This is a genomic window from uncultured Paraglaciecola sp., assembly GCF_913020055.1.
Classification (GTDB): Bacteria; Pseudomonadota; Gammaproteobacteria; order Enterobacterales; family Alteromonadaceae; genus Paraglaciecola.
In genome coordinates, this window is the sequence record NZ_CAJWCF010000016.1 from 36,909 (window position 1) to 54,026 (window position 17,118).

Annotated in this window: 14 protein-coding genes; 5 read left to right on the plus strand and 9 right to left on the minus strand. The window is 40.1% G+C overall.

All coding sequences use genetic code 11. The features are described from left to right. Position 1: 1 nt before the first annotated feature. The 3 genes from QZ488_RS05355 to QZ488_RS05365 are packed head-to-tail and all read right to left on the minus strand — an operon-like array spanning position 2 to position 1,947. Positions 2–703, minus strand: coding sequence for a response regulator (locus tag QZ488_RS05355; protein WP_293746775.1), 702 nt, complete (start codon positions 701–703; stop codon positions 2–4). After that, positions 703–1,071, minus strand: a complete 369-nt coding sequence (locus tag QZ488_RS05360) for a DUF3019 domain-containing protein (RefSeq protein ID WP_293746776.1) — start codon at positions 1,069–1,071, stop codon at positions 703–705. The genes QZ488_RS05355 and QZ488_RS05360 overlap by 1 nt, the downstream gene beginning before the upstream one ends. Positions 1,072–1,083: 12 nt before the next feature. Further along, the gene (locus QZ488_RS05365) at positions 1,084–1,947 is read right to left on the minus strand and encodes a MipA/OmpV family protein (protein WP_293746788.1); all 864 of its coding nucleotides are present in this window, start codon (positions 1,945–1,947) and stop codon (positions 1,084–1,086) included. A gap of 171 nt (positions 1,948–2,118) precedes the next feature. Between QZ488_RS05365 and QZ488_RS05370 the strand changes: the two genes are divergently transcribed. After that, positions 2,119–4,131: a beta-propeller domain-containing protein gene (locus tag QZ488_RS05370; protein ID WP_293746777.1), complete on the plus strand. Its 2,013-nt coding sequence runs from the start codon at positions 2,119–2,121 to the stop codon at positions 4,129–4,131. Positions 4,132–4,298: 167 nt separating this feature from the next. Continuing rightward, positions 4,299–4,823, plus strand: a complete 525-nt coding sequence (locus QZ488_RS05375; protein WP_293746778.1) for a DUF3016 domain-containing protein — start codon at positions 4,299–4,301, stop codon at positions 4,821–4,823. Positions 4,824–4,840: 17 nt separating this feature from the next. Here the strand turns inward: QZ488_RS05375 and QZ488_RS05380 are convergent, their stop codons facing one another. The 5 genes from QZ488_RS05380 to pepA all read right to left on the minus strand — a co-directional run bounded on the left by QZ488_RS05380 (position 4,841) and on the right by pepA (position 12,924). Then, positions 4,841–6,475 carry a diguanylate cyclase gene (locus QZ488_RS05380; RefSeq protein WP_293746779.1) on the minus strand — a complete coding sequence of 545 codons (1,635 nt, stop codon included), beginning with the start codon at positions 6,473–6,475 and terminating at the stop codon, positions 4,841–4,843. Next, a complete protein-coding gene (locus QZ488_RS05385; RefSeq protein ID WP_293746780.1) occupies positions 6,472–7,974 on the minus strand; it encodes a 5'-nucleotidase C-terminal domain-containing protein in 1,503 nt (500 codons plus the stop codon). The genes QZ488_RS05380 and QZ488_RS05385 overlap by 4 nt, the downstream gene beginning before the upstream one ends. Before the next feature lie 104 nt (positions 7,975–8,078). Next, positions 8,079–10,931 carry a valine--tRNA ligase gene (locus QZ488_RS05390; RefSeq protein WP_293746781.1) on the minus strand — a complete coding sequence of 951 codons (2,853 nt, stop codon included), beginning with the start codon at positions 10,929–10,931 and terminating at the stop codon, positions 8,079–8,081. Beyond that, positions 10,924–11,391, minus strand: coding sequence for a DNA polymerase III subunit chi (locus tag QZ488_RS05395; protein ID WP_293746782.1), 468 nt, complete (start codon positions 11,389–11,391; stop codon positions 10,924–10,926). The genes QZ488_RS05390 and QZ488_RS05395 overlap by 8 nt, the downstream gene beginning before the upstream one ends. Before the next feature lie 27 nt (positions 11,392–11,418). Continuing rightward, complete coding sequence (pepA, locus tag QZ488_RS05400; protein ID WP_293746783.1) at positions 11,419–12,924, minus strand: leucyl aminopeptidase; 1,506 nt, start codon at positions 12,922–12,924, stop codon at positions 11,419–11,421. A 248-nt stretch (positions 12,925–13,172) separates the two neighbouring features. Between pepA and lptF the strand changes: the two genes are divergently transcribed. Continuing rightward, positions 13,173–14,282 (plus strand): LPS export ABC transporter permease LptF, encoded by a 1,110-nt coding sequence (gene lptF, locus QZ488_RS05405; RefSeq protein WP_293746784.1) that lies wholly within the window; start codon positions 13,173–13,175, stop codon positions 14,280–14,282. Then, a complete protein-coding gene (gene lptG / locus QZ488_RS05410; RefSeq protein ID WP_293746785.1) occupies positions 14,275–15,342 on the plus strand; it encodes an LPS export ABC transporter permease LptG in 1,068 nt (355 codons plus the stop codon). Before lptF ends, lptG begins: the two co-directional genes overlap by 8 nt. Positions 15,343–15,369: 27 nt before the next feature. On the opposite strand, the gene QZ488_RS05415 is transcribed toward lptG, so the two are convergent. Beyond that, the gene (locus tag QZ488_RS05415) at positions 15,370–15,885 is read right to left on the minus strand and encodes an RDD family protein (protein WP_293746786.1); all 516 of its coding nucleotides are present in this window, start codon (positions 15,883–15,885) and stop codon (positions 15,370–15,372) included. 389 nt (positions 15,886–16,274) lie between these two features. Here QZ488_RS05415 and QZ488_RS05420 point away from each other — a divergent pair, with 389 nt between their 5' ends. Next, on the plus strand, positions 16,275–17,021 hold the full coding sequence (locus QZ488_RS05420; protein ID WP_293746787.1) for an SDR family oxidoreductase: 747 nt from the start codon (positions 16,275–16,277) through the stop codon (positions 17,019–17,021). The last annotated feature ends 97 nt before the right edge of the window (positions 17,022–17,118 follow it).

Here is a 17,118-nt window from a genome sequence, read left to right on the forward strand (position 1 = left end):
CTTAATCGTCCCACGCATCTGCGACAAAAAAGAATCCCTTGCCCCAAATGGTTTTTATTCTGTAAGGATGTTGGCTGTTGTCTTGTAGTTTTTTACGTAAACGGGAAATACGCACATCTGCACTGCGATCTAGTCCATCATATTCACGACCAATAACTTCCCTATACAAGGTCGTTCGGTCGACTAAAACTGAAGGGTTTTCTGCCAACTTCCATAACATGTCAAATTCGTGGCTAGTTAATTGTACATCCTCACCTTTTAGGTGTGCCGAACGTGTTGAACGGTCAATAGTGAGTTGCCCATACTGTAATCTCTGTAGTGAATTATTCGATGCGACAGAATCAGTGTTTCGACGTAATAGCGCGTTGATCCGAGCCAGTAAAACCCTTGGTTCAACAGGTTTGATGATGTAATCATCGGCGCCAATCTCTAAGCCAAAAACCTGATCGAAATCATCATTTTTTGCGGTCATAAATAGTAATGGGCCGGGATAATAAGGTCTCACTTTTTGGCACAAAGAAAAACCGTTTTCACCTGGCAACATTACGTCTAGAAGCAATATATCAGGTGGCGAAGTTTGCACGTGTTGAAGTAAGTTTTCACCACTGCTAAGGCGATGAACTATAAAGTCGTTTTCGGTTAAATATTGGCAAATTAAACTACTTAGACGTTCGTCATCTTCGACTAGTAATACTTGTTTCATCAAAAAAGACTCCATGGTGGGCGAATTCGTCTGCGTTGGGAGGTGGATTTGGGATATTTGATCAGTAAATGTTTAGAAAGTAGGACTTTCTGTGATTTGTTTTTCAACTCAAGTAGCGCGTCTTGTTGAATCGCTATAGATATTTCTTTTGGAAAATATGCCAATCGTGAACAAGTTAATAATTGGCCGTCGAGAAAAAGACAAAGTTGTTCTGAAGGCATATTTTCTGTTTCAATATTGAGGTTAAGCTGACATTCGTCCCCCCTTTTTTGTGCAATACATACACTGGGTTGTAATGTCCACGCAGGCGGTTGTGCAGCAACCTGATTACAAAAAAAGATACTGCAAAATAATACTATTACTCTCAATTCCATTTCCTGCTAAAAACGATACGCTACACCTAAGAAAACATTACCAATATAATTTTGTTCTACCAGAGGACTGTTTGTTAACGAGTTTGGTAGTTTACGGTAGCCAAAATTTGCTAACCATGACCAGTTTTCATTAATAGGTTTTTGCACATTGACCGACAGATAAGTTTGCCAACCTGATTTACCACTAAAGTAAAATTCAGAGAATGGGCTGTCTCTTTGTGACACACCGTAATAATAGTCAATCAAACGTGAACTTTTCCAATCTGTGCCAATACGTATTCCTAATCTAAAGCTCTGCCATAGCCATCTATGACTGTATTCGAGTAATACCTGCTGACCTTTATGCACATTGCTAACATCTTGTTGTATCGCTAATTGCCATTCACCATTGGAAAAAAAATAATGGCCACGGATCCCGCCGTTAATAGCCCACTTTCGATTTGCTATGTCGTCGATAGATAGTTTGGGCTGGTTAGCCTTTATATCTTCGACTGGTGACGCCGTAAACACGGGCTCTGCAGGCGCGAAGCCTTCTGTAGGAAAGAGTATGTTGGCTGGGTGTACAAAACTAAAAAAAGCCGTTTCACGATCAAGTTGTAGAAATGTTTCAAATGCAAATTGGCTTTGGTTTATCCATTGATATCCAAGTTCGCCATTATCAAAATAGGCTTTTTCTGCATACCAAGCGATATCAGGCAAGATCACCAAGGGAATATTGTCGCCATCTACCAGTGGATTGGTTCTAACGCCTACACCTAATGCTATACCAAGATGCCAGTTACTTTTTTCAACGCATGTTTCATCACTAGAGCAAGCTAGTAATGTGCCCGAGACAAACATAGATAACAAAATGAGCAAACGAAAAAACACAGTGTACAAATACAAACCCCTTAATATCTATAATATGCGTAGCCTAGCAGAGTTTTTGCTGTGCTTGTCATAGGGTTACAATTATTCACAATTAGATTCAAATTGGCGCATAAATAATTGGTTGAATTAACTACACTAGCTTACATCATTACATAAAAGGCGTATTTGAATATGTTTCAACCTAAAAGAAACAATATTGGTGATTTGCTGTGTTTGGCTATCATTCTGATGCTGGTTTTTGTCTTAGCGGCTTGTTCAGATAATACTCAGCCAGATATTACTGAACAAGTAATTGAAAGACCTACTGAGCCTCCTTTGCTTAATTCTGCTACTTCCTTTGATGGGCCACTCGTTAAGGCTGGGAAACAATCTGTTAGTCGTTTTATTAAAAATGGTATTTATTCGGCAGCATTTGATTATGCCAATACTTATAAAGAAGGAGTGGTTGAACCAACAGAGAGCCAAGATAGTGCAAGTGCAGACTTTTCTACTACCAATACTCAAGAGTTAGGGGTCGATGAAGCAGACCGTATAGAATATGACGGAGATATACTGTATTTAGCTGCCTATGCCCAATGGACAGAGGAAAAAAACTATCAGTCAAGAGTGAGAGTGTTAGAAAGACAAAATGATTTCTCATTAAGTTCAGTCGCCGAATTACCTCTTTCAGATGAAAACTCAAATATAGAGGGTATGTATCAACATAATGATAAATTGGCGGTGTTAAGCACCAATACTCAAATTTATACCTATGAAACCCTTTCTTTTGCACCATCCCCTTGGTTGCCTAATGATCAAAAACTGAGTGTCGATATTTACGACACTTCTGTGCCGAGTAACCCGAGTGTCGTGAGTAACATCAAAATTGATGGTGCTATTGTATCGAGTCGACGGATTGATGATGACTTGTATATAGTGACCAGTTATACCGCTTATATTGAGGGCCTCAATCCTAATGCCGTCACAGAAGAAGAGTTGTTGGCAAATTATTTGGCTATTTTGGACACTCCAGATTCTCAGATTATGCCCAAAGTTTATCAAAATGATGATGAAGGCACGCCTTTAAATTCAACTGAAGACTGTGTCATCCCGGCTCAAGCAACTGATAAGGATGGGTATGCCCATCTTTTGACCGTCAGCAGAATTAACTTAGCTGCCCCTAGTGATATTCACTCGAGTTGCATTAGTTCGGTGGCAAGTATGTTGTATATGTCCGATGCGAACCTGTATCTAAGCTCAACGGTAGATAATCAAACTGTCTTACATAAAGTGTCGCTAGACTCTGATTTGACCTATCAGGCATCAGGCAAGATTAGTGGCATTATTGGATGGCGAGGGTCGCCTAATCTGCGTCTAAGCGAAAAAGATAATAATTTACGCATAGTAACCAGCGATTACAGCACAGGAGAGCCTGAACATAGACTTTCAATCTTGAATCAGCAGGGCAGTGAGTTGGCTATCTTAGCCAGTTTGCCGAATGAAACGCACCCTGAACCTATAGGCAAGCCTGGTGAAGACATTTATGCGGTACGATTTATGGGAGACAAAGGTTACATAGTCACCTTCGAAAGAATAGACCCTCTGTATGTAGTTGATTTAGCCAATCCCAGTGACCCGAAGGTGTTAGGCTCGTTAGAAATCCCTGGTTTTTCGAGTTATTTACACCCATTAGATAACGGCTACCTTCTCGGAATAGGCCAACAAGTTAACGTCAATAATATCCCTCTTGATGGAGACGTTGCTGAAGAACCCGTGACTGAAGAAGGTATGAAAATTAGTTTGTTTAATGTGTCTGACCCTGCGAACCCGGTTGAAGTTAATAGCATTGTTAAACCCAACAGTTACACCCCCGTTGAATATGACTACCGTGTTTTATCTGTGTTAAATAACAATGGTAGTTATCAATTTGCTTTACCTATTGAAAGCTGGAACTTGCCTTCTGATGGATTTGCACGTTTTTGGGCGCCGACTAATAGTTTAATCTTGCTTGAAGTCGATACCACATCTAACAGTCCAGATTTAATTCAAAGGAGTGAAGTGCTACCAGACATGAGTGAGCAACCTTATACATCTGGATGGCAGGACAGAAGTGTTATCCATGGTGAAAACGTTTATTACATTCATGGTAATAACGTGTGGCATACCACTTGGACTGAAGATGCCAAAGTATTCGGGCCTTTTTAATCAGTGTTAACGATCTAGTTTTTGCGTTTTTTGATGGCTTGACCCAAGTCGTCATCCAAGGTCGGTGAAAACCGGCCTTTTTTTATTGTTTGTAACTTATTTGCTCAGATTCAGTATATATTCATGTATCAGAGCAATACTGGGGTACACCTTAACGAGGGGTTATTATGAAAATTTTATTTAAATTTATTATTTCAGCAGTGGCATTAGGTTTATCTAGTCAAATAGTGGCCCAAGAAAAGGTTGAAATTGAGTGGGACAAACCTGAAAAATACCGAGATGTTAGACCGAGTAATGAGTCACGTAAAAGGTTTAGAGAAGCGACCTTTAAACGTATCAATGAATATATGAATGAATTGGCGATGGAATTGCCAGAGAATAAAAGATTACTCATGAAAGTAACTGATCTTGATTTAGCCGGTCAAGTTTGGCCTGCCTCCCACATTGGTTTGGGGCACAGTGCATCTGATGTGCGAATTATTAAGAGTATCGATATACCACGGATTAAATTTAGTTATCAGCTGTTAGATGAGTCTGGTCAAGTGTTACAACAAGCAGAGGTTAAACTCAAAGATATGTCTTTTCTCGACCGCAGCAATCACTTTTTTAAGAGTGAATCTTTGCGTTATGAAAAGAACATGCTGAAACGTTGGTTTGATGATGAGTTCGAATCGCAAAAAAGTGCAAAATAAAAATGATAAAAAGTCGACTATTCCAACGGAATAGTCGAAGAATAAAGACTATATGATTGTTTGCCTGCTTTTTTAGCATTGTACAGGGCTGAATCGGCGTGATTAATCAGTGCTTCTGGCGTTAATATAGCATTGGGCTGTGACGTAGCAATGCCAATGCTTATAGTCACGTAATCCGCTACGTTGCTGTATTCATGTGGTAGTGCTTTGTTTTTTAGTTGTTCAATAATGTGTGTTGCAATGTCCTGTGCCCCTTTTGAATCAGTATTTGGCAGTACACAAACAAATTCTTCTCCTCCAAACCTGGCAACAAAGTCGCTTTCTCTTTGCAGTGAATCAGAAATAACCTTAGAGACATCCTTTAAACATTGATCGCCTCTTAAGTGACCATAATTATCGTTATACAATTTGAAACAATCTATATCCATGAGTAATAAGGAGATACTAGATTTTTGCCTAACAGATAATTCAATATCATGTTTTAAGCGGATGTCTAAAGCTCTTCGGTTAGCTATGCTAGTTAGCCCGTCTAACATGGATAATTGTTCAAGTTTTTGTTTTTGTATCTCAATTGTTTGGGTGAATTCTTTGAAAGCTTCAGCTAAATCGGTTATTTCGTCGTTACCATCCAATATAGTTTGATATTCAGATCCTTGAGTTTTGTTGCGAACTATTTGGTTGAAAATACGGATCCTTTTAAGTACTCGTTGTTGAAATAATATGACGATTATTAGCAGAAAAACGACACCACCAATCAAAATGAATCTTATCAGGTGCGTTTGTTTTTTCATTTCTGTAACAGACAGGGCAACCTGACTAGTAATGTTTTTTTCAGTCTCGTTGGTAACAAACCCCAACTGCGCAACGTAATCTTCAATTAAGTTATGTACAAAATTTTCTCGGCCAATGGCCCTACCTTCCAAGCGAAGCGATTTTATTTTTAACGCTTCCAGTCCATTCTCACTAAACAGTAATGATTTAAACTGCTTAGTTAATTGATTTCTAACTGTCTGATTCTGTTCTTTGGAAGAAATGACGTCTAATTCATTAAGCTGCTCACTTAATTGATTAAACAAAAACCTCACACGTTGCAGCTTTTTCTCATTTAATGCTCTGCCAACATTCACTGAAGCTTGCGAAAATCCAAGTACCCAAGAGGAAGAACTGGGGTTTTCAAAACTTACAGACTGAACGTTCAGTCTATACATTTTGGTCGTTAATAATTCGATATTATTGTTAGTTATCAGGCGGTCTTCTATCAAAGCAGATAATTCATCTAGTTCTATAGCTATTGTGTTTAACTGGGTATCTAAAAATTCATTTTCGAAAATTTCATCGGCGGCCTTACGAATATTAACTAAGTTAGTTTGGAGTTGTTTTTCGGCTAAACGTTTTGACGCATTTGATGTCGCTTTTGATAGAAACTCAGTTGATTCTAAGAGTTTGGCTGATTGACTATAGAGCTGACTAATTCGTATTAGATTGGGTAAAGATTTATCAGATACATCTGTCAGTGTTGATTCAAAACTAAGCAAACGTGTAAAAGTAAAATAACTAAGTAAAATAAAGACAAACAATATCCCTATTAAACCCGCACTAAATACCTTAACAAGTGAAACACGAGCCCCTTTTTTTGCAGTTGATACAGTCATTGAGTCACCTGCTTAATTCTTGATTCAATTTTAGGAAAAATAGTTTTTTGCTGTTGTATCACACGGATCACAATATCAGACAATAATGGCGATATTTGAGTGAATTTATCATTGTGTAGTGCGTTCACAAATACTTCGTAACCATCCCCTCCATTAGCTAAATAATCAGACGTGGCGACGGTATAATCTTGTTGAGGCTTTAATTCTTTTCCATTGACGAGTAACGTTTTTATTCGATTACCAGCAGGTTCTTCAAGGGAATAAGTAAAAAATATACCTGAAACATGCAAAAATTTGCCTTTCGCATTTTCGACTTCACTGACACTATTTTCTAATGCTTGTTTTAATTGTGCTCCTGTCAAAGTCAAGACTGCCACATGTGCTCTAAAAGGTAACTCAGTGGCTATGTCTCTGCGGCTTATGATAGCTCCTTTTGTATAACTTTTATCACCACGGATTATTCCTCCATTGACTAAACCAACGTCTGTTTTAGCATAGTCTTTTAGTGCGTCAGCTATAAAATTTCCAAAAGGCATCTCTTTCGTTCGAACTAGACTTCTGGTTGTATGTATTTCAGTACCAAAAAAACCAATTTTTTGATCCAGTAGTCTATTCAGCCTTTGATTATATTCGTCAACCAATAATGAAGTGGTTGGTATCGAGGGCAAATTTGAGTAATAAATTTTCGGTGTATCAATCGTCAGGTTTTTCACTTGGTTGTTAGTATTCCAATTCATTTTAAGTAACATGAATGGCTCTTTGTACGAAATTGAATAGACTTTGTTTTGTTGAAGCTGGTCGATGCTAATTTGGCCTGTTGGCCTTACTCTCAATGCAAAGTCTATTTGTTTTTCAGTTATGAGAGTTTGGTAATAATCCCTTTCTTTTGAGTAAACCAAGACCACTAATTCGGCGCCTTGTTTCTTAAGAGCGGCAATGTGATCCTGAATAACCTGTCGAGGTTCAAATACATTGACTCTTTTAAGCAGATACTCCTCCACTACCTCTTCGTCTAGAATCGAAATAAAACCCACTTTTGTGTTATCTTTTTCGACTAATAAACTGGATAAAATGCCTTCTAGATTACCTCTAATCATTGGGTCATAAAGGTTACTGCTGACTATTGGAAAGGCCGCCTCATAAGAACGCAACGTGAGCTCATCTTCGAAATAGCTAAATTCTCGTTTGGTGAGGGTCATTAAATCAGGTTCTAAGGTATTTAGAATATCAATGATGTGCGAACCTCGGTCTAAACTGGACAAAGGACTTGGCCCTAAACTACCCCCAGCAAATGTAAATATAGTCGGGGTGTCTTGTCTTCTCATTTCTTCTAGTAAGCCTGCTAGGCCTGCGTAAGTGCCATAGGTATGTACACCAATGTCTGGCATGTTACCGGCAAATACTAAGGTTAATTGTTTTTCAGTTGTTGAAGAAGCACTTAACAGCGTACTCAACAAAAGTGCATGCAGGACAATTAAAAGTCGAAAACTCTTGGCCAATTTTTCATTTCCTTTAAAAAATAAACGATTCTTTGCAACATTACTTCTTTAGCAAAGGAGGTGTTAGCATTCTTGATAACAGCTCCTTTGCTCAACCTTATATTTTATAAAGATTCAATGCTAACGCTTTGCTCCTGCAGTTTGCTAATTTGCATAGTAAAATCAGCAAGCTTAGCTTTTTCCTTATCAATGACTGCTTCTGGTGCATTACTTACAAACTTTTCATTTGCAAGTTTGCCTTGTGTACGCGCAAAGTCTTTTTCTAGTTTATCAAGTGCTTTAGCAATTCTGGCTAATTCAGCATCTTTATCAATTAAGCCAGCCATGGGGATCATAATTTCAAGTGAGCCTAATAACGATGTAGCACAAGCTGGTGCTTGCTCTCCTTCAGTTAATACTGTCACCGTTTCTAGCTTGGCAATTGAGTGTAAGAACATCGTATTTTCTTCAAGTCGTCTGATGTCTTCATTAGATGTATTACGCAGTAAGACCGATAAAGGTTTACTTGGTGCAATGTCCATTTCGCCACGGATAGTGCGAATGGATAATACAAAACCTTTCACCCACTCTAAATCTTCCATCGCCGCAAGATCAACCTTGTCACTTTCATATTCAGGGTAGGCCTGATTCATAATAGTGGCAGAATGACAGTTAGCCACAGAGGACACATCTTGCCAAATAGTTTCAGTGATAAACGGCATGATTGGATGCATTAGTCGAAGTAAAGACTCCAAGACTGTGACAAGAGTATGCCTTGTACCACGCTGTTGTTCTTCGTTTCCTTGCAACAATACTGGTTTGGTTAATTCAATATACCAACCGCAAAACTGATCCCAGGTGAATTCGTATAATGTATGTGCGGCAATATCAAAACGGTAGGTATCCATAGCTCCGCGATAGGCTTTTACGGTGTTTTGGTATTGCCCCATGATCCACTTGTCGGCAAGTGAAAAGGTCATATTGGGATTTGATTTAAACCCGCAATCAAACTCTTGGGTATTCATCAATACAAAGTTACTGGCATTCCATAATTTGTTACAGAAATTTCTGTAGCCTTCTAGACGTTTCATATCCCAATTGATATCACGTCCGGTAGAGGCAAGCGCCGCTAGAGTAAAACGTAATGCATCTGTTCCGTGGGATTCAATACCGTCAGGGAATTGCTTCGCAGTTTGTTTCTTGATTTTTTCAGCCATTTTCGGCTGCATCATACTACCGGTACGTTTTTCAAGTAAATCTTCGAGAGAAATACCGTCGATCATATCCAATGGATCGATTACGTTACCTTTAGATTTAGACATTTTATTGCCATCATCGTCACGGATCAGCCCTGTTACATAGACTGTTTTAAAAGGCACTTGTGGTTTGCCATTTTCATCTTTAACAAAATGCATAGTCATCATTATCATTCTGGCTACCCAGAAGAAAATAATGTCAAAACCAGTCACCAACACATCACTGGGATGGAAGGTTTTTAAGTCTTCAGTATTTTCAGGCCAACCTAAGGTAGAAAATGTCCAGAGCGCAGATGAGAACCAAGTATCCAATACATCCTCATCTTGTCTTAGAGCAATATCTTCGGCTAAGCCATGTTCTGCACGTACTTCTGCTTCATCGCGGCCCACATAAACATTTCCTTGTTCGTCATACCAAGCTGGTATTCTGTGGCCCCACCATAATTGACGTGATATACACCAGTCTTGAATATCATTCATCCAAGAGAAGTACATGTTCTCGTATTGTTTAGGCACAAATTCAATTTCGCCATTGGTGACTGCGTCGGCGGCTACTTTGGCTAACGGTGCTGCGCGCACATACCATTGGTCAGTCAACATGGGTTCAATTACCACTCCGCCTCTGTCGCCGTAAGGTACAGTCAGATCGTGGTCTTTTATTTCCCCTAATAAGCCTATTTCATCAAACTTAGCGACTATGGCTTTACGGGCGGCAAAACGGTCTAAATTTTGAAATTCTTCAGGTAAAACTGAACTCAGTGCATCACTTGCTTCACCGTTGGTATCGAATATTTCAGCTTGTTGACGAATTTCACCAGAAAAAGTCAAAATATTGATCATCGGTAATTGATGACGTTTACCTACTTCATAATCGTTGAAATCATGGGCTGGAGTGATTTTCACGCAACCCGTGCCTTTTTCCATATCCGCATGTTCGTCACCCACAATAGGAATACGACGATCGACTAAAGGTAAATCAATAAATTTACCAATTAGGTCTTTGTATCTAGGATCTTCTGGGTTAACCGCTACGCCAGTATCACCTAACATGGTTTCGGGTCTAGTTGTGGCTACTACTAGGTAGTCCTTACCATCTGAAGTTTTTACCCCGTCAGCTAATGGATAACGGAAGTGCCACATATGGCCTTTTTTATCTTTGTTTTCGACTTCTAAATCAGATATTGCAGTGTGTAATTTGGGATCCCAATTAACCAGTCGTTTACCGCGATAGATTAAGTCTTCTGAATGTAGGCGGACAAATACTTCATTTACTGCATTGGAAAGCCCTTTGTCCATGGTGAAACGTTCACGATCCCAATCGACTGAGGCACCCAAGCGGCGCATTTGATTGGTAATAGTATTACCTGACTCGGCTTTCCAATCCCAAATTTTATCGATAAAGGCTTGGCGTCCTAACTCCTTGCGAGTAGGACCATTTTCTGCGGCTAATTTACGCTCTACGACCATTTGAGTTGCGATACCTGCATGGTCGGTGCCCACTTGCCACAAGGTATTATTCCCAGACATTCGTTTGTATCTGGTTAAAGTATCCATAATAGTTTGTTGAAACGCATGGCCCATATGTAGGCTGCCTGTTACGTTTGGCGGTGGGATCATGATGCTGTAAGGCACGCCTTCACCAGAAGGTTTAAATTGTCCGCTGTCTTCCCATTTTTGGTATATGTCGCGTTCTATATTTTGTGGATTAAATGTCTTATCCATTGTTTTGTGTCTCATTAATGCTTGAGGCGGGCAGGGTATCTAGGTGATTGCCTGCCGCTCTATATTGTTTATATCGTTCTCTGGCCTGTGGTTTGAGTTGCTCTTTTGCAGGCACAAAATCAATGACTTGTCTAAATCGTTGATGGAAATCAGGGATGTTTTCGGTCAAATTAATCAATATTGGACGATTAAATTGTTTGGGTGTTTGCCAACATATTTCAACTGGAGCACCGCCAGCTGGGCCTTCTCCAGTCAAGTTGTGCGGGACAAACGCATCGTTTGGCAACTGCCATAACAACTCATCAAATTGCTCCGCTTGTTTTTGATCTTGGCAATACACTAAACATTTTTGTTTTTGTCGATAACTGCGGGTCGCCAACAAACAAGCCAGCGCAAAGTGCGCTGGCTGTTGGTGTGTGTCGTCTGTTTCATCAAGCAGATAAAACGTTACATTTGACATATACGAAGTGGTTCCTAATAGGCCAGATTAATCTTCTGTTTCAATACCTGCTCGGTTCATTAAGAACTGAGATAACATAGGTACAGGTCGACCGGTTGACCCTTTGTTTTTACCGCCAACCCAAGCTGTACCCGCAATATCCATGTGGGCCCAGTTATATTTTCGAGTAAAACGAGATAAGAAGCAGGCCGCAGTAATAGTGCCAGCAGGACGACCACCGAGGTTACTCATATCGGCAAAAGGACTTTCGATTTGGTCTTGGTATTCATCCCATAAAGGTAAACGCCAAGCTTTATCACCACTTTGTTCAGAAGCATTGATCAACTCATGAGCAAGAGGATTATGGTTACTCAACACGGCAGAGGCATGTTTACCTAAAGCCACTACACAAGCACCGGTCAATGTAGCAACATCCACAACCAATTCTGGATCAAAACGTTCTACATAAGTTAATGCGTCACATAATACTAAACGGCCTTCGGCATCGGTATTAAGCACTTCAACTGTTTGACCAGACATGGTTGTTAAAATATCACCAGGGCGATATGCGTTGGCATCGGGCATGTTTTCACACCCAGCGAGAATACCGACAATATTAATCGGTAGGTTTAGTGCACTGATAGTATGCATTGCACCTAATACGCCAGCTGCACCACCCATGTCATATTTCATTTCATCCATGGCTTCACCAGGTTTAATAGAAATACCACCGGAATCGAATGTGAGCCCTTTACCGACTAATACGATAGGAGCTTGTCCAGATGGACCACCTTTGTGTTCCATGATGGTCATGATTGACTCATTTACCGAACCACGGCCCACGGCTAAGTAGGAGTGCATGCCTAACTCATCCATTTGTTTCTCATTCACTGAGCTCACGTGCAGATTGTCGTAAACTGCAGCAAAACCCTCAGCTTGCTCAAGAAGATATTTAGGGTTACAGATGTTGGGTGGCATATTCGCCACATCTTTTGCCGTTTTAACACCCTGGGCAACGGCTAATCCATGCTCAAGTGCACGTTCACCAATTGGTAACTCGCGGCGTGTAGGCACATTAAAAACGATTTTTCGCAATGGTCGGCGTAGTTCGCCTTTTTTAGTTTTAAGTTGTAAAAACGTATAAAGAGAGTCTTGCGTGGCTTCTACTGCCTGACGCACTTTCCAATAAGTGTCGCGACCCTTAACGTGTAATTCGGTTAAGAAACTCACAGCTTCCATTGACCCTGTTTCATTCAGGGTCTTTATGGTTTTAGAGATAATTTGTTTGTATTGGCGTTCGTCTAATTCGCGTTCTTTGCCACATCCAACTAATAATACTCGCTCACTTAATATATTAGGCACGTGATGAAGTAGTAACATTTGACCAGCTTGGCCTTCTAAATCGCCTCTTCTCAGTAGGTTGCTAATATAACCTTCACTGATAATATCCAGCTGTTCGGCGACAGATGTTAGGCGTCTAGGCTCAAATACACCTACAACAATACAGGCGCTACGTTGCTTTTCTGGACTGCCACTTTTTACGCTAAATTCCACTTTGAATCCTCGTCATATGATGAGTAATACTGCAGCCATTCGCCCTTTTAATTAATAATCGAAAGGTGATATTGGGTTATGCAGCTATATTATTGTAAGATTAACTTTAGCCGGACATAATCTGTAAATAGGATCTTGGCTAAGTGCTTTAAAAACGCACACTTTATAAATTAAACTTGTGAAAACGTTAAGTTTACTTAAAATTTCCCATAGTGCCACTAAAAATACTACTTTCCCTTGGATGTGTTGTGCTGATTTTTCGCTATTTAATGAAAGAAACATTGAAGTCTCAAGTGGCAATTTTTTTGCTGTTGATGGCTATTTTTGTTACACAAAAATTTGTTAGAGTCCTAGCTGATGCCTCAGAAGGTGAAATCCCTGCTGGCTTGGTACTAGGATTTTTGGCTTTACATATGCCCGTTTTAGCGTCGCTTGTTTTGCCACTTAGTCTCTTTTTGGGGATAATGTTGGCACATGGCCGTTTGTACGTAGATAGCGAAATGAGCGTGATGCGAGCATGTGGTATTAGCGAATGGTATATCACCCGAGTGATGTTGATTTTAGCACTGTTTATGTCTTTGTTAACGGCTGGCTTAACTATGTGGTTAACACCTCTATCTATTGAAAGTACTTATCAACTAGAGGAAAAAGTCGGTGCTCAAAGTAGCTTAACAAGTTTGATCCCAGGACGTTTCCAGCAAACGGTCAATCAGCAAGCGGTCATATTTGTACATGATATCGATAATGGCCCAACACCCTTAAGAAAAGTCTTTCTCGCACAAAGAGACAGTGACTCAGATTCTGAAAACGTGCGTATTGTCTACGCCAACAGTGGTGGGATTGAAGAGCAAGCCAATGGCGCACAGAAACTGATACTTAACCAAGGCAAACAATATGAGGGAAAATTGGGGCGGCAAGATTATCGAGTGGTTGAGTTTGAAGAATATCAAATCCAAATTGCAGAACAACATGCAGAAAGAAAGCGACGAAAACTAAGTGCTTATCCAACCAAAGATTTAATAGCAGATCCGTCTATCGACGCCCTAGCTGAGTTACATTGGCGTATTGCTATTCCTTTATCTTTGCCTTTTTTGGTACTGATTGCTGTGCCCCTTAGTGCGGCTGATCCAAGGCAGGGTCGTTTTGGAAAAATGTTTCCTGCTCTGATGTTATATCTTGGCTACTTTATGCTGCTCATGGCAGGGCGGAAGGCTTTAGAAGATGGCAATATTCCGTCTCAACTAGGGTTGTGGTGGGTGCATGCGGTGCTGCTATCTATTGGAGCGGCCTTGTTGCTTAAAGGTAGGCCCTTGGGCGTAAAACTTCGCGCTCGAATAAAAGGGGACGCCCGTGTTTAAAATATTAGATGTCTACATAGCGAAGACGTTGCTAGCAACAACCGCTTTGAGTTTGAGCGTGTTGGTGGGACTTAGTGCCCTAATTAAATTTATTGAACAAATGAAGCAAGTGGGGCGTGGTAGTTATGATATGGCTGTTGCCGCTATTTATGTCTTGCTTAGTTTACCCAGAGAGCTGGAGCAATTTTTCCCCATGGCCACACTTATTGGTGGATTGATAGGCATGGGGGTTTTGGCTAGCAACAGTGAATTAGTTGTGATGCAAGCTGCGGGTCAAAGTCGTTGGAATATTATCACTTCAGCTATGAAATCAGCATTGTTGATGGTGTTGTTTGTCATGTCGATAGGTGAATGGGTTGCACCCATTACAGAAACAAAAGCCAAAGAAATCCGTACTCAGGCGATTTCAGGCGGGAGTCTATTTGCGTCTGATAAAATAACTTGGGCAAAAGATGGTGACAACTTCGTTAGTATTGGTGAAGTGGTCGATACCTATACTTTGCGCAGAGTGAATGTATATGAGTTTGATGAAAATTTGGTGCTCAGGCAAATTACCACTGCATTACAAGCTAACTACAGTGAAAATGGTTGGCAATTAGAACAAGTTAAGTACACCTTTATTGGCGACGACAGGATCCGTTACGAGCAACTAGAAAACGGTGTGTGGAGATCTACTCTGACGCCAGACAAACTAGGCGTAGTGACGGTGAAGCCTGAAGCTCTGTCGATTAGAGGGTTAGTTGAATATGTCAATTACCGTAATAGTAATAGTCTGGATCCCAGTCGTTACGAGTTAGCCTTTTGGCGAAAAGTACTTCAACCTTTGTCTGTGGGAGTCATGTTGTTGATGGCATTGTCTTTTATTTTTGGCCCTTTACGCAGTGTGACTATGGGCGCACGGGTGATATTAGGGGTGTTGACAGGTTTTGGCTTTTTTGTGAGCAACGAAGTGTTCGGTGCTATAAGTTTGGTTTATCAACTTCCACCATTTTTTGGGGCAGTCTTACCAAGTTTAGTGTTTGCCTCTTTTTCGGTGTATTTTCTTCAAAGGAAAGGTTAACACCATTCCTTTGAAGTACTGGTTTACTTATTCTTGTATCTTTTTCCAAGCTTCATGATGGTTATCTTCTTTGCTTAGTACCAAAATTTCAGTATTGGCAATCCTATCTTGTAATGATTGTTTTGACTTAAAATCGAATAAAACCAGCAAGGTGCCTAAACCACCAAACGAAAAGATTAGACGCAAAAATGCTCTTCTATAGCCAAAAGGTTTATCAGAAGTGCTAAATAAGCGTAATCGCCAAGCCCTCATACCGATAGTTTGACCACCGTTACGCCAAAACCAGAGGAAAAAGCCTACAACCCATAAGGCGACCCAAATTTGTAAGGTAAGTTGATAGCTGTATGAGTGTCGAATCAGATCGCTAAAATGCTCATTACCTTGATTGCCCAATATATTGTTTTCTATTAATAGCAGCATACCTATCAACATAATCATAGCGGCGCACATACCTACAGCAACGGCTACTAATACGTCATATACCATGGCAGCTAACCTACGAAAGAAACTTGCTCGAGAATGTTGAGGGTGTGTAGATTTCACAAATAAGCCTTTAAAAATAAATCAGATGTTATCAGTAAAGTAGACTTAAGATATACTTTGCAGGATCTTAATTTTATTGGTAATAAAAATCTGACCCTGCTTACACATCAGGAATGTTAATAAATGTCCCCCCAGAGGCTTAGAAAATATCCTACATCCATACTTGAGCAGTACTGCTCGTAACATCGAATTAACAAGGTTAAATTTAAAGTAAATGATCATTGGTATTACCAATGGTAAATAATTGGTTGACAGTTGATGGTTGATTGGTTATTTTTGTGTTGTGAGCCTGATTGGTTCGTCATCTTGATAAGACTTTGCGCTATGTCTGTTGGTTGCTAGTTGTTGGTTAAATGTTAATTATCTAGTTAGATTTAGTGGAGAACTTTATGACAATGAAAGGCAAAGTGGCAATAGTTGCTGGTGGCGGAAGAGATATAGGTCGCGCTTGTGCAATCGAATTAGCACAACGTGGTGCTAATGTCGTAATTACTTACCATTCAAGTAAAACTACTGCAGAAAGTGCGGTGGCAGAAATCGAAGCGTTTGGAGGAAAAGCATTAGCCCTTCAGGCTGATTTGACTGACCAAGCAAGCGTTGATGCAACAGTAAAAGTAACACTAGACACTTTCGGTAAAATTGACTGCCTTGTTCATGTTTCTGGTGGTTTACTTGCACGTATTAAAATTGCAGACATGAGTATCGAACATTGGAACAATGTTATGAACTTAAATATGACATCTTTGTTTATGATGTCTAAAGCTTGTATCCCCCATTTAGCTGCAGGTAGCTCAATTGTTACACTTGCGTCTCAAGCAGGTCGTGATGGCGGCGGTGGCGGAGCAGTTGCCTATGCAAGCTCTAAAGGGTCTGTCATGACCTTCACTCGTGGCTTAGCTAAAGAGCTTGGCCCTGATATTCGCGTAAATGGTGTATGCCCTGGAATAATCGATACCGGATTCCACGATACTTTCACTCCTGCAGCAGTGCGTACTGTAGTTGCTGGTAATACTTGTTTAAAAAGAGAAGGTAGTTCAGAAGAAGTAGCTAAACTGGTTGGTTTCTTAGCTTCTGATGAATCTTCATATATGACTGGTAACAATATTGATATTAATGGCGGAATGCTTTTCTCTTAATTGAGGCCATTAATCATTAATTAACCTGAATCCTGTTTAAGAAATTGAACTAAATGCCTGTTCCAAGATCCGATCTTTCGACCAAGAGAGACCAATC

What these genes read in the sequence shown, in the direction of transcription:
- QZ488_RS05370 (WP_293746777.1), top strand. Translation starts at nt 2,119, where the DNA reads ATGTTTCAACCTAAAAGAAACAATATTGGTGATTTGCTGTGTTTGGCT.
- QZ488_RS05395 (WP_293746782.1), bottom strand. Translation starts at nt 11,391, where the DNA reads ATGTCAAATGTAACGTTTTATCTGCTTGATGAAACAGACGACACACAC.
- QZ488_RS05380 (WP_293746779.1), bottom strand. Translation starts at nt 6,475, where the DNA reads ATGACTGTATCAACTGCAAAAAAAGGGGCTCGTGTTTCACTTGTTAAG.
- QZ488_RS05420 (WP_293746787.1), top strand. Translation starts at nt 16,275, where the DNA reads ATGACAATGAAAGGCAAAGTGGCAATAGTTGCTGGTGGCGGAAGAGAT.
- QZ488_RS05390 (WP_293746781.1), bottom strand. Translation starts at nt 10,931, where the DNA reads ATGGATAAGACATTTAATCCACAAAATATAGAACGCGACATATACCAA.
- QZ488_RS05355 (WP_293746775.1), bottom strand. Translation starts at nt 703, where the DNA reads ATGAAACAAGTATTACTAGTCGAAGATGACGAACGTCTAAGTAGTTTA.
- QZ488_RS05375 (WP_293746778.1), top strand. Translation starts at nt 4,299, where the DNA reads ATGAAAATTTTATTTAAATTTATTATTTCAGCAGTGGCATTAGGTTTA.